This is a genomic window from Halobacillus sp. B23F22_5 (genome assembly GCF_043497085.1).
Taxonomy (GTDB): domain Bacteria; phylum Bacillota; class Bacilli; order Bacillales; family Halobacillaceae; genus Thalassobacillus.
On the sequence record NZ_JBIEKI010000004.1, the window covers coordinates 129,848 to 153,710 of the forward strand.

At 42.8% G+C, this 23,863-nt stretch carries 21 protein-coding genes; all 21 read right to left on the reverse strand.

The genetic code is table 11. From position 1 onward, the window contains the following. Window positions 1–3: 3 nt before the first annotated feature. The 21 genes from yfmH to truB all read right to left on the reverse strand — a co-directional run bounded on the left by yfmH (window position 4) and on the right by truB (window position 23,841). Window positions 4–1,296 (reverse strand): EF-P 5-aminopentanol modification-associated protein YfmH, encoded by a 1,293-nt coding sequence (yfmH, locus tag ACGTN9_RS07680; protein ID WP_499591763.1) that lies wholly within the window; start codon window positions 1,294–1,296, stop codon window positions 4–6. Further along, complete coding sequence (gene yfmF, locus ACGTN9_RS07685) at window positions 1,296–2,585, reverse strand: EF-P 5-aminopentanol modification-associated protein YfmF (protein ID WP_499591764.1); 1,290 nt, start codon at window positions 2,583–2,585, stop codon at window positions 1,296–1,298. Before yfmF ends, yfmH begins: the two co-directional genes overlap by 1 nt. Window positions 2,586–2,740: 155 nt before the next feature. Further along, complete coding sequence (locus ACGTN9_RS07690; protein ID WP_499591765.1) at window positions 2,741–3,700, reverse strand: ABC transporter permease; 960 nt, start codon at window positions 3,698–3,700, stop codon at window positions 2,741–2,743. A 1-nt stretch (window position 3,701) separates the two neighbouring features. Then, window positions 3,702–4,748 carry an ABC transporter permease gene (locus ACGTN9_RS07695; protein ID WP_499591766.1) on the reverse strand — a complete coding sequence of 349 codons (1,047 nt, stop codon included), beginning with the start codon at window positions 4,746–4,748 and terminating at the stop codon, window positions 3,702–3,704. Then, entirely contained in the window at window positions 4,748–6,274 is a 1,527-nt protein-coding gene (locus tag ACGTN9_RS07700) for an ABC transporter ATP-binding protein (protein WP_499591767.1), read from the reverse strand. The genes ACGTN9_RS07695 and ACGTN9_RS07700 overlap by 1 nt, the downstream gene beginning before the upstream one ends. Window positions 6,275–6,440: 166 nt before the next feature. After that, window positions 6,441–7,565 carry a BMP family lipoprotein gene (locus ACGTN9_RS07705; RefSeq protein WP_499591768.1) on the reverse strand — a complete coding sequence of 375 codons (1,125 nt, stop codon included), beginning with the start codon at window positions 7,563–7,565 and terminating at the stop codon, window positions 6,441–6,443. A 126-nt stretch (window positions 7,566–7,691) separates the two neighbouring features. Beyond that, window positions 7,692–8,417, reverse strand: a complete 726-nt coding sequence (locus ACGTN9_RS07710; protein ID WP_499591769.1) for a GntR family transcriptional regulator — start codon at window positions 8,415–8,417, stop codon at window positions 7,692–7,694. A gap of 264 nt (window positions 8,418–8,681) precedes the next feature. After that, window positions 8,682–10,997, reverse strand: a complete 2,316-nt coding sequence (locus tag ACGTN9_RS07715; protein WP_499591770.1) for a DNA translocase FtsK — start codon at window positions 10,995–10,997, stop codon at window positions 8,682–8,684. A 132-nt stretch (window positions 10,998–11,129) separates the two neighbouring features. Beyond that, a complete protein-coding gene (locus ACGTN9_RS07720; protein ID WP_499591935.1) occupies window positions 11,130–11,339 on the reverse strand; it encodes a YlzJ-like family protein in 210 nt (69 codons plus the stop codon). Next, the gene (locus tag ACGTN9_RS07725) at window positions 11,339–12,085 is read right to left on the reverse strand and encodes a ClpP family protease (RefSeq protein WP_499591771.1); all 747 of its coding nucleotides are present in this window, start codon (window positions 12,083–12,085) and stop codon (window positions 11,339–11,341) included. The genes ACGTN9_RS07720 and ACGTN9_RS07725 overlap by 1 nt, the downstream gene beginning before the upstream one ends. 240 nt (window positions 12,086–12,325) lie before the next feature. Further along, window positions 12,326–13,198, reverse strand: coding sequence for a 4-hydroxy-tetrahydrodipicolinate synthase (gene dapA / locus ACGTN9_RS07730; protein ID WP_499591772.1), 873 nt, complete (start codon window positions 13,196–13,198; stop codon window positions 12,326–12,328). Between the two features lie 28 nt (window positions 13,199–13,226). Next, complete coding sequence (gene dapG / locus ACGTN9_RS07735; protein WP_499591773.1) at window positions 13,227–14,444, reverse strand: aspartate kinase; 1,218 nt, start codon at window positions 14,442–14,444, stop codon at window positions 13,227–13,229. Between the two features lie 24 nt (window positions 14,445–14,468). Further along, window positions 14,469–15,515, reverse strand: coding sequence for an aspartate-semialdehyde dehydrogenase (gene asd, locus ACGTN9_RS07740; protein WP_499591774.1), 1,047 nt, complete (start codon window positions 15,513–15,515; stop codon window positions 14,469–14,471). Window positions 15,516–15,615: 100 nt separating this feature from the next. Next, window positions 15,616–16,215: a dipicolinate synthase subunit B gene (locus ACGTN9_RS07745; protein ID WP_499591775.1), complete on the reverse strand. Its 600-nt coding sequence runs from the start codon at window positions 16,213–16,215 to the stop codon at window positions 15,616–15,618. Further along, on the reverse strand, window positions 16,212–17,111 hold the full coding sequence (gene dpaA / locus ACGTN9_RS07750) for a dipicolinic acid synthetase subunit A (RefSeq protein WP_499591776.1): 900 nt from the start codon (window positions 17,109–17,111) through the stop codon (window positions 16,212–16,214). The genes ACGTN9_RS07745 and dpaA overlap by 4 nt, the downstream gene beginning before the upstream one ends. Before the next feature lie 801 nt (window positions 17,112–17,912). Further along, the gene (locus tag ACGTN9_RS07755; protein ID WP_176791592.1) at window positions 17,913–18,152 is read right to left on the reverse strand and encodes a YlmC/YmxH family sporulation protein; all 240 of its coding nucleotides are present in this window, start codon (window positions 18,150–18,152) and stop codon (window positions 17,913–17,915) included. 14 nt (window positions 18,153–18,166) lie between these two features. Further along, window positions 18,167–19,111 carry a polysaccharide deacetylase family protein gene (locus ACGTN9_RS07760; RefSeq protein WP_499591777.1) on the reverse strand — a complete coding sequence of 315 codons (945 nt, stop codon included), beginning with the start codon at window positions 19,109–19,111 and terminating at the stop codon, window positions 18,167–18,169. A gap of 109 nt (window positions 19,112–19,220) precedes the next feature. Beyond that, complete coding sequence (gene pnp / locus ACGTN9_RS07765) at window positions 19,221–21,350, reverse strand: polyribonucleotide nucleotidyltransferase (RefSeq protein WP_499591778.1); 2,130 nt, start codon at window positions 21,348–21,350, stop codon at window positions 19,221–19,223. A gap of 210 nt (window positions 21,351–21,560) precedes the next feature. Next, the gene (gene rpsO, locus ACGTN9_RS07770; RefSeq protein ID WP_499591779.1) at window positions 21,561–21,830 is read right to left on the reverse strand and encodes a 30S ribosomal protein S15; all 270 of its coding nucleotides are present in this window, start codon (window positions 21,828–21,830) and stop codon (window positions 21,561–21,563) included. A 121-nt stretch (window positions 21,831–21,951) separates the two neighbouring features. Continuing rightward, the gene (locus ACGTN9_RS07775; protein ID WP_499591936.1) at window positions 21,952–22,899 is read right to left on the reverse strand and encodes a bifunctional riboflavin kinase/FAD synthetase; all 948 of its coding nucleotides are present in this window, start codon (window positions 22,897–22,899) and stop codon (window positions 21,952–21,954) included. 36 nt (window positions 22,900–22,935) lie between these two features. Continuing rightward, entirely contained in the window at window positions 22,936–23,841 is a 906-nt protein-coding gene (gene truB / locus ACGTN9_RS07780) for a tRNA pseudouridine(55) synthase TruB (protein WP_499591780.1), read from the reverse strand. Window positions 23,842–23,863 lie beyond the last annotated feature (22 nt).

Sequence of the window (23,863 nt, forward strand, 5' to 3'; positions counted from 1 at the left end):
CGTTCAGCCAGCTTGCTGTGGAATTACCTGGAAAACTGCGATTCGTTCTTCATTAATCCAGTCTTTCAAAAATTCATTTGCATCCTTTGTGGTCAACGACTCAATTTCAGGAAGCACTTCGAACAAATCGATACCAAGCAGGTGATAATGGGAGAACTGATTGGCTATGAACTCCATCGAATTCATCGCTCGTAAAAACTGACCTATTTTTTTCTTTTTCATACGGTCGAAATCTACCTCGGCAATTTCCCGTTCTTTCAGTTGATGGAGCATCTCTTTTACCCGGTCCGCCAGTTCATCCGGTTTCCTTGAATCACCACCTAAAATCGTAAAACCGAATTGGCGGTCAAGGTCTGTTTCGTAATGAAAGCTGTCATCGATCAAATCGTTTTCATACAACTCTTCATAAAATTCTCCACTCTTTGAAAAGTAGTGGCTTAGAATCATGCTGGATAAAAGTTCTGCTTTCAAAAGTTCTTTCCCTGATAATCCTGCTACTTTCTCTTTAATGCCGACCATGCATTTGGAAGTAGTTACTGGCATCTCTATTTTTCCATATGATTTTGCTACTGTATCCGGCTCTTCAGGATAAGACCGTTGGATGGATGGTGTGTCTGCAAATTCTTTCGCGTTCTGGTTATCCTTGACCTGCTTCATCATTTCTTCAGGGTTGAAATTCCCCGCTATGAACAAAGTCATATTGGATGGATGATAAAAAGTTTCATAGCACGTATAAAGATCTTCTTTGGTGATCTCTTCGATCGACTCGACGGTACCGGCAATATCTACACGGACAGGGTGTTCGTGGAAAAGGCTTTGAATTGTACCGAAAAATGCACGCCAGTCAGGCTGGTCATCATACATCTTAATTTCCTGAGCGATTATGCCTTTTTCTTTTTCTACCGATTGATCAGAAAAGAAAGGATCTTGCACAAAATTCAATAACGTTTCCACATTCTTTTCAATGTTGCTTGTGGCAGAGAAAAGGTAGGCTGTTTTTGTAAATGATGTAAATGCATTTGCGGATGCACCCTGCTTGGTGAAATCCTGAAAAACGTCCCTGTCTTCTTTTTCGAATAGTTTATGCTCTAAAAAGTGAGCAATGCCTTCAGGGACAGTTACTTTTTCATTTTTACCGATCGGAGTGAAAGTCTGATCGATTGAACCGTAATCCGTAGCAAAGATGCCGAACGTTTTTACCATATCCGGTTTACTTAATAAAAAGACCTTCAGCCCGTTATCTAACGTCTCTGTATATATTTTTTCTTTAAGCTGATCGTAGACGAGTTCCTTCATTATTGTGCTCCCCCTTCTTTGCTTGTTAAGAAGTAAATGGTATCTAATTCAATTTTAGCGGCCATATCAACTACGTCTTGCTTGGAAACATAGCGGATATTATTAACAAGCTCTTCGGCCTCGATCATATGGCCCGATAATACTTGGTGATAGAGAATTTCAATCAATCCTTGTGCGCTGTCCATCGTTTCTAATAGTTGATTGATCACTAATTCTTTTGTTTGTTCCACTTCTTCTTCGCTAAACTCCCCTTTTCGCATCGCTTCCACTTGCTCGAGAATAATCGTTTTTGCCTGGTCGTAATCATGAGGAGCGATACCACTGAATACAAGCAGCAAACCTTTATGGCTCTCAAACCTCGATGCAGCATAGTAAGCAAGACTGTGCTTTTCCCGTACATTCATAAACAACTTGGAACTTGGGAACCCGCCGAAGAGGCCATTAAAAATCTGCAGTGCATAATAATCTTCATCACCAAATGTCGTATGCGTGCGGAAGCCCAGATGAAGTTTACCCTGGTTCAGTTCATCTTGTTCGATGATTTCCTGATATTCGTCTACGTTTGGCGTAGCTGAGTTTTGCATTATGCTTGTATCGTTGCTGGACTGCTCCCTTGTAAAATACTTATCCATCAAACGCTCTGTTTCATTTTCGTCAAAGTCCCCGATTACATATACATCTAACAAGTCATTCGTGATGAAGGATTGGTAATACTCATATAAGTCAGCAGCGGTCAATTTTTCCAGATCTTCCGGATACCCGTGGACATGATAGGAATATGGCTCCTCCTTACACATATTATCGATCAGACGCATATTCGCATAACTCATTTTGTCATCTTTAATGGAGGTGATCTTTTGCTCCAACGTCTGTTTTTCACGGTTGAATATTTTCTCATCGAAGGCGCCATTTTCTGTTTTAGGGTTGAAGAGGACATCATGGAGAAGACGAAGTGCTTCTTCCAGTAACGGCGTCTGGTCATTCAAATAAGCTTCGTTAGCAACTTCCATTCGAAAACTGATGACGTGATTCTCACCTTTTTTGGTCCCATCACTGCTCAGAATAGTACCATATAAATTTTCTAATGCGGATTGCAACTCGCGTGGGCTGGAATGGTTTTGGGTCGCTTTTTGCAGCACCATCGGCAGCAATGCCCGCTTTGTCATCCACTCTTTTTTTAATTCAGATTTGAATTTTGCTACTATGTTAATGGTTTTATATTTCTTACTGGGAAGGATATGTAACCGATACCCTTTCTTTTCTAACATTTTTTCTTTAGTTATCTTCATAATCCAGTCCTCCTCATTCAATCTGCTTCTCTTATTTTTTCAATTCAATCTATATTTATCCATTCTAAAAAATTCATTCCATTTATTATCCTACGTGATTACTTCCGAAATGTAAAAAAATTCACCCGGGTTTTAAAGACCGGGTGAATTTTGATTTAGCGGGTTCCTTTGATGTATGGTGTACCAATCGCTTTTGGTGCTTCTGCTCGACCGATGACTCCGGCCAGAGCTAATATCGTCAACACATAAGGTGCAATCAATAAGAAGACCTGCGGAACATCCTGCAGCAATGGAACACCTGAACTGATAATACTCAGGCTTTGGGCAAAGCCGAAGAACAACGCCGCCCCCATTGCTCCAAGGGGATGCCATTTACCAAAAATGACGGCAGCTAACGACATGAACCCTTGGCCTACGATTGTAGAATGAGAAAAATTGAGTGCAATCGTAAGTGCGAACACCGAACCCCCGAGACCGGCCATCGCGCCCGAGATCATGACAGCGACATAACGCATTTTTGTGACATTGATACCATTTGTATCAGCAGCCATCGGATGCTCTCCCACCGAGCGAAGACGCAATCCAAATGGGGTTTTGTACAATACATACCAACCGAGAACAGCGACTGCTATTGCTAAATAGGAAGTCAAGTACATTCCTGAGAAAAACAACTCTCCAATGACCGGAATATCTGACAAGAAAGGTACGTCTGTTGTATAAAAAGGTCTGTCTACCATATCTGTCTGTCCTTTTCCATACCATTGCTTTGTCAAAAACAACCCTAGTCCCAAGGCTAAAAAGTTGATAGCTACCCCGCTGACTACCTGATCAGCGCGAAAAGTAACCGATGCAATAGCATGAATGATTGCAAAAATTGCAGAGACAATCATTGCTACAAAAATAGATATCCAGGGTGTCCAGGAACCGAACGTTTCTATGAAAGTAAGATTGAAAACAATACCGACAAATGCTCCCATCACCATAAGTCCTTCGAGCCCGATATTAACGACGCCGGACCTTTCACTAAATACACCACCGATGGCGGTAAGAATCAGAGGGGCTGAGAAGAAAATAGCCGGGCCGATGATTGATTGCAGAATATCTAAGAACCCCATATTATTTCCCCTCCTTTTTAATTTTCAACAGGAACCAGCGAATCATATAACTAGAAGCGACAAAGAAAATGATCATAGCAATGACAATATCCACCAACTCAGTCGGCACCCCAGCGCCTGTCGGCATGTTCAGTGCACCGATTTTCAAAGTACCGAATAATAAGGCTGCCAGCACGACACCTATTGCAGCGTTGCCACCGAGCAAGGCTACGGCGATACCATCAAATCCAATATTGGTAAAACCACCCTTTACAGATTGGTAGCCGAATGTACCGATACCTTCCATGGCACCTGCAAGTCCTGCAAAAGCACCTGAGATGACCATCGATAAAATAATGTTACGTCCGACATTCATCCCCGCATATCTGGAAGCATCCTGATTGAAACCGACCGCCCGAAGCTCATAGCCCCTTGCTGTCTTATTCAGTAAAAACCACATGACTGCAGCTGCAAATAATGCAATTAATAGACCGAAGTGCAATCTGGAATATTGGGTAAGAGACGCCAGCCATTCTGAAGTCAATGATGCCGTCTCAGGCACCCGTTCCGTACGGTCTTTACCATCACTAATGACGTTACGTACCAAAGCGTTGGAAGTATATAATGCGATGTAGTTCATCATGATGGTGACAATAACTTCATGGACACCGAGCTTGGCTTTTAACAATCCTGGTAAAAACCCCCAGGCTGCACCAGCCAAAGCCGCCGCTAATACCGCTAAGGGGAGATGGATGATCATTGGCGCGTCAATCGCCAGACCAACCCAGACAGAGGCTAACCAGCCAACGATGACCTGACCTTCTACCCCGATATTGAACAAACCAGTCCGGAAAGCGAATGCTACAGCTAAACCGGAAAGAATATAAGGGGTGACTTGCCTCAGGGTTTCTCCAAAGAAGTAAGAATCCCCAAAAGCTCCGTTCCATAAGGATAAGTAGCCAAGGAATGGGTTATAACCAAAACCAAGCATGATGAATGCTCCCACTAATAAACCGAGAAAGACGGACACAATAGGAATTAGTATATTTACTAAACGATTTGAAAACATTACTGCTCACCAGCTTTCTGCTGTTTACTGCCAGCCATAAGCAGACCGAGTTCTTGTTCTGTCGTTTCTTCTGGCTTCACTTCTGAAACGATTTTCCCATCAAACATTACTGCAATCCGATCACTCAAGTTCATAATCTCATCAAGTTCGAAGGATAGCAGTAATACGGCACGGCCTTTATCCCGCTCTTCAATCAATTTTTTGTGAATGAACTCGATGGCCCCTACGTCCAGTCCCCTGGTCGGTTGGGCTGCAATGATTAAATCAGGAGAACGGTCCACTTCCCTGCCGATGATCGCTTTCTGCTGGTTACCTCCTGAGAGCGCTCTGGCTTTGGTGAAAACAGAAGGCGTACGCACATCGTATTCTTTAATCAATGATTCTGCTTTTTTATAGATTTCTTTGTAATTCAGGATGCCATTTTTCGAAAATGGTTTTTTATTATAAGTTTGCAGCACCATGTTCTCTCCAACTGGAAAATCCAGTACTAACCCGAACCGGTGTCGGTCTTGCGGGATATGCGAGATACCTGCATCTGTTACTTTTCGTGGTGTCAAGTTGGTAATTGGCTTACCATTTAAGTGAATAGAGCCACTCGCCGATTTTCTTAAGCCTGTAATCGCCTCAATCAATTCCGATTGGCCGTTGCCATCTACCCCGGCCAGACCAACAATCTCTCCAGCTTTCACATCGAGGCTCAGGTTTTTGACCATCTTTACCTGCCTGGCATCTTTCACCGATAAATCCTTGATAGATAGTGTGACATCTTTTGGATTGGCAGGTGTTTTTTCCGTGGAAAAAGTGACTTCGCGGCCAACCATTAAGGAAGCCAGTTCAGTCGGATTGGTAGCAGCTACATCCACGGTGCCAATTCCCTTCCCTTTACGAATTACTGTACATCGATCACAGACCTGCATGATTTCTTTCAGCTTATGAGTAATGAGAATGATAGATTTACCTTCTCTTATCAGAGCACGCATGATTTCAATAAGTTCTTTGATCTCCTGTGGTGTCAATACGGCTGTCGGCTCGTCAAAAATCAATATTTCAGCACCACGGTATAGGGTTTTTAAAATCTCGACACGTTGTTGCATCCCGACAGAAATATCACGGATTTTCGCTCTAGGATCGACTTTCAGACCGTAAAGCTCAGACAGCCGCTCTACTTCTTTTTCCGCTTTCTTGAGGTCTACGGTACCTTTCTTTTTAGGTTCGCTTCCTAAAATGATATTTTCTGTGACCGTAAACTTGTCCACTAACATGAAGTGCTGATGGACCATCCCGATTCCAAGCCGATTGGCAACATTTGGATCACTTATTTTGACTTTTTCCCCGCGTACTTTAATTTCACCTTTTTCTGGTTGATACAGGCCAAAAAGAACATTCATCAACGTAGATTTACCGGCACCGTTTTCACCTAATAAAGCATGTATTTCGCCTTTTTGCACTTGGAGCGTGATATTATCGTTTGCGACGATACCAGGAAATTCTTTTCGGATGTCTAACATTTCAATAACATAATCCATGGTTTCCCCCACTTTCTTTATCGAACGTAAACCATTGTGTAATAGATAGATAAGTTAATAGATTTCTTTCTTTAAAAACATCAAATGAAAAGGGCTGCCTGCTTTTCATTTGATGTTTTTTATGTAAGAGAAGGAAAGGCTGGGGCTCCAACCTTTCCATGCAAACTTAAAGGGAATCTTCAAATGATTTTGCTTCATCTTGTGTGCTTGGTACTTCTACTTCACCGTCGACGATTTTTTGCTTCCAATCCTCAACAGCAGTTTTGATTTCATCAGTCATTGCCTCTTCATTCGAAGTTGCGACACTGATAGCATCATCTTCAAGCCCGTATTCTACGACTTCTCCACCAGGGAATTCGTCGTTCATCGCTTTTGTGGAGATATCCTGTACTGCGATATCCACTCGCTTGACCATAGAAGTCAAGGTAACGTTCATATCATCAATTTGACCCTCTTCATGCTGGTCACGGTCAACACCGATAACCCAAACGTTACGGTCTGGATCGTTTTGCTTCAGGTCTTTAGCTTGGGCAAAAACACCGTTTCCTGTACCACCTGAAGCGTGATAAATTACATCCACTCCTTGAGAATACATGTTAGAAGCGATAGCTTTACCATCATCCGGAGCATCAAATGCGCCTGCATATTGAACTTTCACTTCAATGTCAGGATTGACAGATTTGACACCAGCACGGAAACCAGCTTCGAATTTGTTAATCAAGTCACTGTCTACACCGCCGATAAAGCCTACTTGGTCAGATTCTGTCTTCATAGCAGCTGCTACCCCAACAAGGAAAGACCCTTGGTGTTCTTTAAATACAATGCTCGCCACGTTATCTTTTTCAACCACAGAGTCAACAATGCTGAAATTGGTTTCCGGGTTTTGATCTGCAACCTCTTCGATTGCTGGAGCAAGCAAAAAGCCGATTCCGAAAATCAAGTTATAATCACTGCGAACCAGACGGTTTAAGTTCGTGTTATAGTCGGCATCACTGGCGGATTGGGCATAATCGATGCCTTGTCCTTTTTCCATGCCATTCTCTTCACCAAAAGCCTGCAAACCTTCCCATGCGGACTGGTTGAATGATTTATCATCAATTCCCCCTACGTCCGTAACCATTGCAACTGAGAAATCACCTTCAGATGCTTCTTCACTATTTCCATTGTCTCCATCACTACCATTGCTGCCTTCTGATTCGTTGGAGCCGCCATCAGAAGATCCACATGCACCCAAAATCATACCAATCGCCAGCAATAAAGAAAAAACTAATAGAAAACGACGATTTTTCAAAATAATTACCCCCTAATAGTAATAAAATTAGCAAAAATCTAACTAAAACCGCTTTCATAATTTACTTGATTGCCGTCCATCACCCCCTAAAAGTGTATTTGCAACCAAAACCTTCTTTGAAATCGCTTACACTCTTTTTCGTAAAACATGGAAACTGAACTTGTCTGCCCGGAAGTAATTTGATGAATACAACACAGGCTCATCCATTTCCGTATAATGCATCTGCTTGAGAAGAAGCAACGATTGTTCTGGTTCGCATTCTAAAATAGGGGAAATGCGATCGTGATATCCGATTGGCTCAATATAAGTGACTGCATAGCTTACACGCTTATTGGCATACTCTTCCAGACTGTCAAAAATGGAATCTCTCTCCAACACATCTTTGACGGGTATAAGCCCATCAGGGAGTTTATCGATACAATAAACCACTGGCTGCGAATCAGCAGTCCTGACCCGCTCTATTTGTGCTAAACTATGTATATGAATGGGTTCAAAGCGTGATTTGTCTTCATCTGTGGGTTCAATGAAATCTGTCGAAAGAAATTGGGTTCCAGGAGTCATACCCGATTTCTGTATCATTGCCGTAACACTGATCAACTCTTCAATACCTGATGAAAACACTGGTTTAGGATTGACAAAGGTACCTACACCATGTCGTCGTGTTACAATGTTTTCTTCTTCAAGGATTCTTAAAGCTTCACGTAATGTCGCTCGGGAAACCCCTAGTTTTTTGGAGAGTTGAAATTCAGATGGCAGTTTTTCTTTTTCTTTATAGATACCGTTTTCTATATCCCGTTTCACCTGTTCGATCACTTGTAAATACAAATGCCGGGTGTCCTGTCTGATTGACATAGAGTTCCCTCCAATTTTCCTAACGTATGAGATCTGACATCTGACGTTCGACACATCTTGTCAGACAATAATATACCACTAAACTAGTCATAAATAAATAGTGTTTTCTCATTTTTACTAATTAAGACACAACTTTTTAAATTAGTGTGATTAAATAGGGCTATTTTCACCCTAAACAATTTTATAATGTTACTGTAAAAAAATCCTATGCCCGATTAAAAAGGCATAGGATTTTTTGTGTAAAGAAAAACAAATATAGATCGTTTACGAGCTTTGCTGTTCTTCACTGGTTTGTGATACAAGCACAGTTCTCGGTTTACTGCCCTCATAAGGGCCAACCACTCCGTTGTCTTCCATAGCATCAATCAATCTGGCCGCTCTTGTATAACCGACCCGGAATCGTCTTTGGAGCATGGAAACACTTGCGCTTTGCATTTCAATGACTAATTGGACCGCTTCTGGATAAAGATCATCATCTACTTCCTGCTTTACTTCGCTTTCCTCTTCTGGAATCATTTCCTCTTGGTATTGCGCACGTTGCTGCTCGACACAGAAATTAACGATTCGTTCAACCTCTTCATCCGACAAGAACGCACCCTGTACCCGTGTTGGTTTCGAGGCGCCTACCGGCATGAACAACATATCCCCTCTGCCAAGCAGCTTCTCTGCCCCACCGGAATCAAGGATCGTCCTTGAATCCGTTTGGGAAGAAACGCTGAACGCAATCCTTGATGGAATGTTGGCTTTAATAATCCCCGTAATGACATCCACCGAAGGACGCTGGGTAGCGATAATTAAATGGATGCCGGCTGCACGTGCCATTTGTGCAAGCCGGGTGATTGCATCTTCCACATCATTCGAGGCAACCATCATCAAGTCAGCCAGCTCATCAACCAGCACGACGATATATGGCAGTTGCGGCTGTGTATCATCCGTGTCCTGGTTCTGCTTTTTGATATATTCGTTATAGCCTTCAATATTTCTTGTCCCTGTATCCGAAAATAAATCGTAACGGCGTTCCATTTCAGCTACTACTTTTTTCAATGCCCTTGCCGCTTTTTTTGGATCCGTCACCACTGGAGACAGCAAGTGAGGGATGCCATTGTAGACATTCAGTTCCACTTTTTTCGGATCGATCATCATCATTTTCACTTCATGTGGTTTAGCGCGCATCAATATACTGGTGATTATGCCGTTGATGCATACACTTTTCCCGCTTCCGGTAGCACCTGCTACAAGCAGATGGGGCATTTTATTCAATTCCCCTATTACAGCATCACCGGAAATATCACGCCCGAGTGCAAATCCAAGTTTCTGGCCCTGCTTGGCGTAATTGGATTCTAAAACCTCCCGCAAGGAAACCATCGCCACCTCTGTGTTCGGTACTTCGATTCCGACAGCAGATTTCCCTGGTATTGGAGCTTCAATCCGTATATCTTTTGCGGCCAATGCCAAGGCAAGGTCATCATGTAAATTAACAATCTTACTTACTTTAACCCCGACATCAGGATAAACTTCATATTTCGTAACAGCCGGCCCGACATGGACTTTGGTAACTTTGGCTTTTACTCCAAAGCTATGGAAGGTCTTTTCCAATTTACGTACCGTGGCCTGGATTTGGGAACGCTCCTGCGACTGGGAGTTATGCGTAGGCTCTGCTAACAAGTCCATGCTCGGTAATTGATAATCCTTATTCTCTACCTCCGTCATCGGCAATGACTGGGTCAGCTGATCATCATCCTTTTCGTCTGTTTCAATCTTAGCAGCTGGTTCGGTTTGATCCTGCTGCTGTTTCAGTTCCGAAGAATAAGCAATATCGGTGAAATCCTGGATAATCGGTTCTTCGTTATCAGAAATTCCTGCGACTTCCGGTTCGGTTTCTTCCGGGATTTCCTCTTTATCCGCTTTTTGTTTCTTCTTTTTGTCTTTGTTCTTCGGTGCTTTCTCTTTTGTTACCCGGTTGGATTTGATAGCGTCCCATTGATTACGAATAAATGAAAGGAACTTGCTGAACACACTTTCCAACCAACTGCCAAGCGACCATTCAGTAAGAAAAATAATTCCGATGATAATTCCGAACACCGATAATATCTTAGCTCCTGCTGCTGAAAAGAGAAAATACGTAAGTGCAAATAACACGGCTCCAGTCATTCCACCGCCAATAACGGAGAATGGCAGACTGCCATCCAAATAGGCAAAATAATGCTCCCATGTCGTTTTTAAAATCGATGGCTGTACAGAACCTGCCAGAATGCTTTCAAACGACTGAATATGTGTGAAAAGAATTGTGGAAAGGAAGATGATATAAAATCCCACCAATCGCTTATGTAAGAATACCGGCCATTTTCTTTTGATCATCAAAAATAAACCCAGCACCAGGAGAAAGACCGATGCTATAAAATACCACACGCCGAAGAAAAATTGAAATATGTGCTCCAGGCCACCGGGTATGGCTCCATCACTGATTGCGCTAGCCCCACTTCCGAATACCGCAAGCAATATGAATAAGAGACCAAGCAATTCAACTTTCAATTGTTTTTTCAACTTGGCCTGTTTCTTTTTGTTTCTCTTTTTTGCCATGCTGTCACCTCTATCTTCCATAATGAAAAGACAAGGATGCCGGCGCAAATGAATAATCCATTGTGAGCGACATCCCTGTTCGTTTAAAGTTATTTTCATTATAGCACAGGCAAGCATGTGTTTGGTGTCTGTTTAAGCGTTAAATTGCATTCCCGGCTGGTAATCGGGATGTAAGTAATCAGAGGGATCGGTCGATAAAACCTGGACGATTTGATAGTTTCCATTTTCCAGCTTCAAAGCTTTAACAGTCTTTTGATTATATTGCGTTATCACTATATTATCGTAGTCTGCCTGAGCTGCCGGGAAAATGTCTACTTCACTAAGTGGAGTATAAAGTACCATCACTGAATCACCTGCTCATCATTGTCAGGTTTTCTTTTATCAATCTCTTCGTTCAATTTTTCCATTGCTTCTTTCACTCCACCGACAGCATCGATCAGCCCATAATCAACAGCGTCCTGCCCTACTACATTTGTTCCGATGTCTCTGGTAAGGTTACCTTTTGCAAACATTAATTCTTTGAATTTATCCTCAGTGATGTTGGAATGCTGGGTTACGAAATTTACTACGCGATCCTGCATCTTATCCATATATTCGAAGGTCTGAGGCACTCCAATCACCAGGCCGGTCATCCGGATAGGGTGAATGGTCATCGTTGCAGTCTCTGTGATAAATGAATGATCCGTAGAAACAGCAATCGGTACACCGATGGAATGGCCTCCCCCGAGCACAATTGATGCGGTTGGCTTGGAAAGCGAAGCAATCATTTCCGAGATAGCAAGTCCTGCTTCCACATCTCCACCTACCGTGTTCAGCAGAACTACTAACCCTTCGATTTTCGGGTTTTGTTCGATAGCGACGAGCTGTGGAATCAAATGTTCATATTTAGTCGTTTTATTTTGTGGAGGAAGCTGCATATGCCCTTCCACTTGTCCAATTATAGGCAGAACATGAATATTAGAATCGGGAGCCTGGGGAACGTTTGATTGTCCAAGCTGTTGGATCTTTTCCACCAGTTCTGATTTCTTCGGCTGCTCTTCAGGCTGTTCTTTCTGAGGTTGTTGCGGTTGATTATTAAAATCTGTCATGATCATACCCCTTTCTTTATGATTAGTATGAACCAGACATTATCATCCAATACAAACCCTGGTAAAGGCTTTGGTAATATTAATGGGATTTTGTTTATGGCAAGTTATATTATGAAATATAAAGTGTTAAACTAACTTCATAAATTAATGAGAAGAGGGTAAGTGGAGGGGCAAATGAAAAAGCAGCAGATGCCATAATGGCAAATGCTGCTTTCCTATTATACGTAGCCAAATTTTGTTTTAAACGGAAACATGGAGCATTTTGACTAACCGTTCCCGCTCTTCAGGACTCAATGGCACAAGAGGAAGTCTTACTCCTCCGACATCGATTCCTTTTATTTGTAATGCTGTTTTCACAGGTGCTGGTGAAGGCGCTTTGAATAACTCACTCATTATTGGAATAAGCTGACGATGTACCTGAGCAGCACCTTTCACATCACCCTGTTCAAACTTTTCAAGCATCTCCTGCATCTCTTTTCCAATTACATGGGAAGAAACCGAGACGATGCCTGAAGCACCGACAGATCGAATCGGCAAGGTCAGACTATCCTCTCCCCCATATACAGTAAAATTCTCAGGTGTCCGCTCGATTATTTCTGAAATTGCTTCAAAATCTTTACTTGCATCTTTTAATGAAACGATATTCGGTATTTTTGAGAGCGCGATAACAGTTTCCGCTGCTATCGGTACAATGGAGCGACCTGGAACATTATATAACATTACAGGGAGTTTCGTTTCATAGGCAATACTCTTAAAGTGTTCATAAAGCCCATGCTGGTTCGGCTTATTGTAATAAGGAGTCACTAGCATGACAGCATCTACACCGGCATTTTCCGCTTTCCTGGTCAACTCAATGGAAGCATGTGTATTATTGCTGCCACTGCCAGCAATTACAGGCACACGTTTATCAACGACCTCCACCGTATGCTTCCATAGTGCTGCTTTCTCTTCTGATGTCAAGGTTGGAGACTCGCCTGTAGTTCCTGCAACGACCAGCCCATCTGATCCATTATTGATTAAATAGTTGACAAGATTAGTCGTCTTTTCGAAATCAATATTACCTTTGTTATCAAATGGAGTGACCATTGCTGTCAATACTCTGCCGAAATTCATCTTGCACTTTCTCCCTTCTCACTCACTGTTATTCAGTGTCAAGTTCAAAAACGTTGTGCAAGGCATTGACAGCCGTGACTAAGTCATCCTGCGGGATCAACACCCATATCGTCGTATGGGAGTCGGCAGATTGTAATATCTGTACCCCCGCTTCTGTCAAAGTATGAACGATTTTCGCAGTTACACCTGGAACACCGGTCATACCCGCACCCACTGTCGATACTTTGGCACAATTACGGATCACCTCAGGTGTATAACCCAGGTTTTCCAAAATTTCCACAGCTCGGTTCGTGTATAAATCTTCTATCGTATAAACGACTCCACTTGGAGAAATGTTAATGAAATCTACCGATATCCCAGCTTCAGCCATGGATTTAAATACCTCGGATTGCAGCTGGTATGGTTCTTCTTTTGCAAGCACTCTGATTTGAGTGATACCTGAAATGTGAGCGATCCCTGTTACTAACCGATCTGGAATATCTTTTCCGGCTTCTGACTCCCTGGAGGAAGTTACAAGCGTACCTTCATCGAGGGAATAAGTTGACCGTACACGAATTGGTACTTCTGCCTGCATGGCAATTTCAACTGCTCTTGGATGAATGACTTTCGCCCCCTGATAAGCCAGATTACAAATATCATTATAAGTAACCTTATCAAGGGCACGTGCGGAATCTACGATTCGAGGATCCGCTGTCATAATCCCTTCCACATCTGTGAAAATGTCTACAAAATCGGCCTGAAGAGCCGCACCTAATGCTGCAGCTGTTGTGTCACTGCCTCCGCGGCCGATGGTAGTGATTTCATTCTCTTCCGATCTCCCCTGGAAACCGGCAACCACCACCACATCATGTGAGTTCAATTCTTCTTCCACTCGTGTGGAATCCATTTTGGTAATCTTAGCTTTTGTAAAATCTCCATTTGTTATGAATCCAGCCTGACCGCCAGTCAAGGCGATCGCATGGATACCTGCCCGTTTCAACTCATTGGAAAAAACTACAGATGAAATTGTTTCTCCGCATGACATTAATAAATCACGTTCACGGGAAGAAATATTTGAGGCGGGAAAACCCACGAGGTCAAGCAACGTATCGGTGGCGTAAGGGTCACCCTTCCTGCCCATTGCAGAAACGGTGACAACCACCTTAAAACCTTGCTCAATTGCTGTCTGGATATGTTCGATCGCTTTTTTTCTACCTGCTGTATCTCTTACAGATGTTCCACCAAATTTTTGTACAACTACTTTCATGTTGACACCCCATCAACTAAGAAATTACAACCAATCATTAGCAACCAGTTGTTCTGCGATTTGTACAGAATTCCAAGCCGCTCCCTTTAATAGATTATCAGAGACTACCCAAAGATGGAACCCATTTGGTTGGTCCAAGTCCTTACGCACCCTGCCTACAAACACTTCCCGCTTTTCGGCAGCGCTCAATGGAGTAGGATACGTTTGGGTTGCCGGATCGTCTTCTAATACAATTCCAGGAGCATTTGTAAGGGATTGATGAAGGTCTTTGACTGATAAACCGTCTTTCTCTAATTCAATATATACACTTTCCGCATGAGATGTGAAAATCGGAAGTCTTACACAAGTTGCCGACACTGATAAATCTTCTGCATGCATAATTTTTTTCGTTTCATTGATCATTTTCATTTCTTCAAAGGTGTAGCCATTTTCCTCAAAGGTATCAATTTGCGGTAAAGCATTGAATGCAATAGGAAAATGCTTTTTGTCGCCTTTTACTGGCAGGATTTCTGCTTTCATATCCTCTCCATCAAGGAAAGACTGAGATTGCTCACGTAATTCATCGATTGCCTCCGTACCGGAACCTGATACAGCCTGGTAAGTGGAAACGATGATTCGCTTTAATCCAAAGGCCTTTTTAATCGGTTCAAGCGCTGCTACCATTTGGATGGTAGAGCAATTCGGATTGGCAATAATCCCTTTATGTTCCTTGATGTCTTCTTTGTTTACTTCAGGCACAACCAGCGGAACTTCTGGATCCATACGGTATGCACTTGTGTTATCTACAACCACAGCTCCTCTTTTAACTGCTTCAGGAGCGAATTTCTTGGAAATGGATCCCCCGGCGGAAAACAAAGCGATATCAATTCCTTCAAAGCTTTCAGGCTTTGCTTCTTCTACCGTGATCTCTTCCCCTTTATATGTTATCTTCTTTCCCGCTGAACGGGAGGAAGACAGAAGCTTCAGACTTTTGATTGGAAAGTCTCTATCCGCTAATGTTTCTATCATTTTCTGGCCTACAGCACCTGTGGCACCTACTACTGCTACATTGTATTGTTTAGTTTGACTCATATCTGTGTCCCCTTTCTCGTTTGAATAATTGAAAATTCTCTGAAATAGAGTCACTATTCTTGTATTCTATCATATTAAGGGGAGACAATGTTAATCATATCTAAGCTTCTTCGAAATGACGCTGAATGAGTACAGGTTGTTTCTGCCTGCCGTTGATGGCTGCTTCAACGGTTTCTGGCAATTTTGTCATATCAGCGACAAGGGAATTCGGTTTTTTATATGGGTTATCCTGGCCATATGGAATAAAATAGATATTTTTAGTGGCCATCAGTCTCATCAGGTTAACCCCGTTCAAACCAAGCGCATCGTTCGTTGATATACCAAGTACAACGGGACCGCCATTTCTTAATGTTGCTTTGGCTGCCATCAATACAGGAGAATCAGTCAAAGCATTGGCCATTTTACTCATCGAGTTGCCCGTCAATGGGGCGATTACCATACAATCAAGTGGACGTTTCGGTCCTAATGGTTCCGCATCCGGAATGGTCATGATCAACTCTTCTCCGGTCAGCTCTTTCAGCTTTTTCAAGTGGTCTTCTGCATCTCCAAACCTCGTATCGGTTTTTTGTACGGTATAAGATAGTATGGGTATCACGGTAGCTTTCATATCAATCAGACGTTTTATCTCTGGAAACACCGCATCATACGTACAGTGTGAACCAGTCAATCCGAAACCAATTGTTTTACCAGCTAGACTCATTTGGTTTCTCCTTCCTTTCTCTGTTGATCCTTCAAAATCTGTAAAACAGTATTTGCCAAAATCCTGCCAGCAGTTTTCGGTGCGACAATACCAGGCAGACTTGGAGCAATCAGGGCCTTGATACCACGTTTTTCCGCATAGCGGAAGTCAGTACCCCCGGGTTTGGATGCAAGATCCAAAATGAACGTATGACTAGGCATTTTCCTAATGACTGAGGCATTTATAATGGGGGCGGGAATCGTATTAATCATGATATCTGTGTTCTCTGAAACTTCATCCAGTCTATTCAAATAAAATGGTTCGAGCCCCATTTCCTGTACCCTGGCATAATGCGCGGGTTTTCTTACCCCTACAAAGACCTTTGCCCCCAGGCCATGGAACGCCCTGGCGACACTCATCCCGACCCTCCCTAGCCCCAGCACATGAACTCTTGATGAGTGGATGGTGAAATCTGTATTCTGGATGACCATCATGATCGCGCCTTCTACGGTAGGGACTGAATTGTAAATTGCTACATCATCTCTGGAGAGCAATGGAATTAACAAGCGATTAGAAGTTTCAAGCAACTTGGTTAAATAACCGTTGGCTATCCCGGTTAAGAAGATACAATCTTCTTTCGTCCGCTCCACCCATTTTTCATCCAGCACCATGTTTTGATTGGAAAAAATACTATCAATATTGCCGTTTTCGTCTGTCCCGGCGACAGGCAGAATTACGACATCAAATTTTTCTACTTCATCATCATCCATATCGATATGATTTGCTCCGGTAAAGCCATAATCCAATTGATCGAATCCAACTAAGTGAAGCGTAGCATCCCATTCACTCAGTTTGCGTATCATTTCGATCTGTCTGGCATCACCGCCGAGGATTGCCACATTCCATCCGGTCAGCATACCGGACACCTCCTTTTGCATGGGTGCTTTATGTTCTCCCTCTATCCTATGTGGGAGCGTAATGTTCGTTCCTTGTATCATTACCAGGTCATTTATTTGTGTAAAACTAAAAAAAGCTCAGCGTTTAAACTGAGCGACTTGTAGCGTATTCGTTTATTTTATTCGCTATCTCAAAAGCTTTTGCTGGATTTTACAGTTAAGCTCCCTTTAGCTGAATACTCCGTTTCAAGAGAAACTGTTTCCATTATAGGGGTGAGCGTTTGGAGGTCCGGGAAATCACTCGCTTTCCATGGGCATGTGGTGAGCTTCCTCAGGCTTCGCCTTGCGGGATCTCACCGATCATGTTCATCCCATAGGAGTCTCGCAATTTCCCGGACCTCCTTGCTTTTATAAGAGAAACGGAAACATCGGTATGCCGTGCTACAAGCATAGAGAGAGCTACTCATAAAAGCGTGCTTATAACCTACATCATAGCTCCATATGATTTGTAGAAGACAGCTTCGTCTATGGCGGGGGTTCGTTTCTCTCATCCTTCGGATGGGGTGGTTGGGAAACTGCGAGAACCCCGCGGGAGAAGGAGCTAGGCAAGACCCCACAGGAAGTGTAACGACCGAGGAGACTTGCCAGTTCCCCCGCAGGAAAGCGAGTAGTTTCCAAGCCACCCATAACACTTTTTTGGTAAAGAACCCCTACTATCTTGAAACTGAGTCTTCTACTTTACGGGCCTTTAGTTGAATAAACTTCTTATGAACAAAGCGTGAATAAAAAAACGAGGTACGAATCGTCCATCGATTCGTACCTCTATTCTTTTTTAGGCTGTATCAAAATCATATCTTCCCCGACCCGAATGATTTCATTCCAGGTAATCCGATGACCCTCGTTACCTGATTTCACACCAAACCATTTATATTCAGGAATGACAAATGATTTAATTTGCCCTGTTTTTTCATCTATCTCTAAATCGGTCTGACCTAAGATGCCAAGTTTGGTGCCACTGGCTACATCCACGATTTCTTTTCCGCTAAGGCTTCTGAATCGCATGATCTGCCTCCTTTTTATCTTGATTCACTCATCAAGGCCTCAATATCATTTATTTTCAATCCTTTTTCGCTTATCTGCTCGATCATTTCTCCGAGACTTTGAGCTGTTACTGCTGTTGGGTGCATTAATACCATGGCCCCAGGGTGAATTTTAGAAACTACCCGTTGGACCATCACTTGTTTTGTTGGCTTTTTCCAATCTACGGTGTCGACCGTCCATAGCACAGTTTCCATCTCCAATGCTGCGGCAGTTTCTATGACAGCATCATTATAGCTGCCAGAAGGCGGTGCAAACCATTTTGGATTTTCATCTGTCAACGAGGCTAAAATTTGGTTCGTTCGTTCTATTTGTTCCTGAATTTCTCCGCTGTTCATTCTACTCATATCAGGGTGGTTATATGCATGGTTTCCTATTATATGCCCCTCTTCCTTGATCATTTTTACCAAATCTGGATTTTTCTCAGCAAATTTTCCCTCAATGAAAAAATTGGCTTTTACCTTTTTTTCCTTCAGCGTTTTTAACATGGAAGGAATATGCTCAGCTCCCCAGGAAACATTGATTAGAAAGGTAACCATTTCCTTATCAGGATGACCTCGATAAATGGGTGAAGCGGGGAGATCTTCCAGCGATTTCTGAGGACGCACAGGATCAAACACTAACTTTTTTTCATTAAAAACGCCTTCTTTTTTCATATTGTCAAAGGATTTTTTTATGTTAACCTTTTTTCCGTTCAATCCCGGTGTTTTTTTCCACACTTGATCAATGTAAGCATCCTCGGGAGCAATTTCGAATTCACTACGTCTTTCTTTGATCTCTTGGTAGAGAGGATTTGATTCTTTGGAGGCAGTAAGTGGGAGATAAACATTTTTAGTAAGCCCGTATTTACTGTTAATAGTAAAAAAGCAAATAAAGATGATGAAAATAACGAATGCAGCTGCCCATATGTAGCGTATTTTCACATGTATCCCTCCCCTCTATTATTACCTTATGGAGAAGGAGGACGAGGTAGAACTGTGCAATGAAATGAAAGCATAAAAAAAAGAAACTGGCTGCCCAGCTTCTTTTTCATTATGCTTCGTTATTGTTTGCTGCTTCTTGCTTTTTCTTTTCATCAAGCAATACGGCTTTGCGTGAAAGGTTGACCCTGCCCTGGTTATCGATTTCTTTAACCTTGACCTTCAGAATATCACCAATTTTTGCGACATCTTCCACTTTACCGATCCGTTCTTCTGCCATTTCAGAAATATGGACCAGGCCGTCTTTGCCTTTAAAGAGTTCCACAAAGGCACCGAATTTCTCGATACGTTTAACTTTACCTTCGTAAATTTCTCCGACTTCTACTTCACGGACGATATCTTCGATGATCTGCTTCGCTTTCAAGTTCATCTCTGAATCTGTGGAAGAGATGAATACTTTTCCATCCTGCTCGATATCGATTTTAACCCCTGTATCTTCAATAATCTTGTTAATCTGTTTTCCGCTTGGCCCAATGACATCACGGATTTTGTCTGGTTTGATCTGCATCGTCAAAATCTTAGGTGCATATTGGGATAGTTCCTGACGGGACTCCGGAATCGTAGCCAGCATGCTTTCTAAAATGTGCATACGGCCTTTTTTCGCCTGGGTTAATGCTTCTTCCAGGATTTCACGGGAAAGTCCTTCGATTTTGATATCCATTTGCAATGCGGTGACACCTTCAGCTGTACCGGCTACTTTGAAGTCCATGTCCCCAAGGAAATCTTCCATACCCTGGATATCACTCAGGATTGTATAATCTTCTCCCGATTTAACAAGTCCCATCGCGATACCGGCAACAGGAGCTTTGATTGGCACACCTGCATCCATCATCGCTAATGTACTCGCGCAAATACTTGCCTGGGATGTAGAACCATTGGACTCCAGTACTTCTGAAACAAGACGGATGGTATAAGGGAAATCCTTTTCAGATGGTACAACCACTTCAAGAGCGCGCTCGCCTAGTGCCCCGTGACCAATTTCACGACGGCCTGGCCCACGAATCGGTCCAGTTTCGCCGACGGAAAAATGCGGGAAGTTATAGTGGTGCATAAAACGCTTCGATTCCTCCAGATCCAAACCATCCAGTATCTGGACGTCACCCAGCGGTCCAAGGGTACAAATACTAAGCGCCTGTGTCTGTCCACGAGTGAACAAACCTGACCCATGCGTACGTGGCAATACACCGACACGGGAAGAAAGTGGGCGGATTTCTTCGGGACTACGGCCGTCTGGACGTACTTTTTCTTTGGTGATTAACCGGCGTACTTCCTCTTTCACCATATCATCCAAAATAGCTTTAACCTTCTGGATGGTTTCTTCATCCGCTTCCTGTTCTTCGTAGCTGGCGATAATGTCTTTTTTAGCCGTATCGATCGCTGCTTCACGGGCTTTCTTTTCGTGCGTCTGAATAGCATTGACCATTGTCTCTTTTGCGTCAGCTTCCAGCTGCTGCTTTAATTCCTGATCAAGGTCAACTAAAGTCACTTCCATCTTTTCTTTACCGACTGCTTCGATAACTTCTTCCTGGAATGCTACCAGGCGTTTGATTTCTTCGTGACCGAACATGATTGCTTCCAGCATGTCTTCTTCAGGAACTTCCAAAGCTCCCGCTTCTACCATGTTGACAGCATCCCTTGTTCCGGCAACTGTTAAGTTGATATCACTTTTATCTTGTTGTTCCGTTGTCGGATTGATAACGAACTCACCATCGATACGTCCCACAATCACTCCGGCAATTGGGCCTGCGAATGGGATATCTGAAATACCCAGGGACAATGATGAACCAAGCATGGCTGCCATTTCAGATGAACAGTCCTGATCAACACTCATAACGGTGCTGATGACTTGTACATCATTACGAAATCCATCCGGGAACATTGGACGGATAGGACGGTCAATCAGACGGGAAGCAAGAACTGCTTTGTCACTTGGACGTCCTTCCCTTTTAATGAACCCACCAGGAATTTTCCCGACAGCATACAGGCGTTCTTCATAATTGACAGTCAACGGAAAGAAAGGTAGGTCTTTCGGTTCCTTTGATCCAGTCGCAGTGGACAATACAGAAGTATCGCCATAACGTATCATGCAAGCTCCATTGGCCTGCTTAGCTAATTCTCCTACTTCGATGGAGAAGGTCCGACCGCCGACTTCGATCGAAAAAATTTGTTTTTCATCTGCCATAAATTTCTATACTCCTCTCAATACTCACTGATAAAGTGAAAACAATCTCTCCTTATACCCTTTGCTCAGTAGTTGAAGCATGGATGTTTACGCTTGTTGCAAAAGGATGAAGAGATGTGCGTTTATAAAAGTATGCAACCAAAGGATGCATCTTTATGTATTCAAACATACAGAAAAAGCGGGATAAACTCCCGCTTTTTGTCTTTACCATTAACGACGCAAGCCAAGACTCTTGATCAACTCGCGGTAACGTGTAACGTCTTTATTACGTAGGTAGTTCAATAGGTTACGACGCTTACCTACCATTTTCAACAAACCACGGCGAGAATGATGGTCTTTCTTATGCGTGCGCAAATGTTCATTCAAGCTGGTGATCTGCTCAGTCAAAACAGCAACTTGTACTTCTGGAGATCCAGTGTCGTTGTCATGAGTCTTATACTCATTAATGATTTCGTTTTTACGTTCTTGTGTGATGGCCATACGGCTACACCTCCTAGATTTCTATAAAAATTCCCTTTCCCCTAGCAAGCGTTGGAGGAACGCATTGCCAAGCGAAGGTTCCGTATTTAAGGGTACAACTTTTGCATAAAAAATGCAAGGATTAGTTCTGGTGATCAGAGAAAAAACGACGGATTTCCAGTTCATCCTGCTTTAGTTGTTCAATCAGAGCTTCGACTCCATTGAACTTTTCTTCCTTTCGAATGAAAGCATGCCAATAGACTTCCAGCCAATCATTATAAATATCTCCAGAAAAGTCAAAAATATACACTTCGAGGTTTGGTTTTTCAGCATCATCTTGAAAGGTCGGCTTATATCCAAGATTGGCCATACCAGTATAGACCTGCCCCTTGTGTTTGACACTGACAGCATACACTCCTACTCGAGGCAATAAATAGTCCTCGTGCAACTCGATATTTGCGGTAGGAAATCCAATCGTCCTTCCGCGTTGATCACCTTCCACCACTCTTCCATAAGTGGAAAAGGGACGATCAAGCAGCCAGGATACCTCTCGCATATTACCCAGTTTCAATTCATGACGAATACGGGTCGAACTTATTTTCTCTTCATCATCTTGTACTTTTTCAATAACAGTCTGGTCAAATTTTCCCCGGGAATGAAATGGCAGTGTCTCCATGTTGCCTCTCCCCATCCTCCCATAGCTATAATCGAATCCCGCTATGACATGTCGGACGTTCAACTGGATAAGAAAATGATCGACAAATTCCTGGGGTAAAAGGTCCGCTAGCTGCTCATCAAAATTAACGATGAACAATTGTTCCACTCCAAGATCTTCCAATATCTGTTGTTTCTCCCGCATTGGTGTAATGTATTTAGCATGTTGTTCCTGTTTTTTCAATACAACAGAAGGATGAGGATAAAATGTCATCACAGCGCTTTGAAGCTTATCCTCCCGTGCTTTAGCCACTGCAGTATTAATCAGCTTCTGATGGCCTTTATGGACGCCATCAAAAAATCCTAGCGCTAGTGCGGAGGGAGGAAAATCATCGGTATCAAAATCATGGGGATATTTCAATTCGGTAATTTTCACGGTGTTCACCTACTTTTACTACAGATAAAGCCTCCATCAGAAAACTCTTACCGGTTTCACTTTCCCTTTTTTTTCCGGATGGAATTGATAGATTGCCAGAACTTCATCTTGAAATTTGACACAAAAAACATCACTTGTAAAGTTTTGAGCTGGTGCAGGCAGTACTTGTCCATGTTTAATTTTTTCGCTTGTTTCCTCATCTACCTGCCAGGCATCCAAATGATTTAAACCTCTTTCAAGCGGCAGCAACAGTTTGTCATAAGCTTCATGGTCAGCAAGCTTTTGGATTTCTTCTAATGGGAAACAATCCTCTTTGCTGATATCACCTGTACGCGTACGTTCCAGAAATGACATATGGGCAGGATAGCCAAGTTCCCTGCCGATGTCGACGCATAAAGTCCGAATATAGGTACCTTTTGAACAGATGACTTGAAATGGAAAACTTGCTTTTCCATCCTCATATCGCATGGAGCCGAGCTTTTCTATATTATGAATATAAACCTCACGGACAGGACGTTCAACTATTTTTCCTTCTCTGGCATATTCATAAAGTTTTTTTCCTTTTACTTTAACCGCAGAGTACATCGGGGGAACTTGTTTAATTTTTCCTTGAAAGGAGTTCAGTATTTCACTGACAGCCTTCTCATCGAACGGCTCGGACACTTCCCGGGATTCGACTGCTTCTCCGGAGCTATCTTCTGTATCCGTTGCATAACCGAGAGTCACGACAGCTTCATAGACTTTTATTGTATCAGTCAAAAAAGGTACGATCTTGGTAGCACGTCCGATACATAATGGAAGTACTCCTTCTACATCAGGATCAAGGGTACCTGTATGGCCGACTTTCTTGGTATGCAGAATTTTTCTTACCTTCATCACACAATCATGGGAAGTCCAACCCTTTGGTTTCCAAACCGGCAGTATACCATCCAAACTATACACCCCCTAATCATTAGAAAAACGT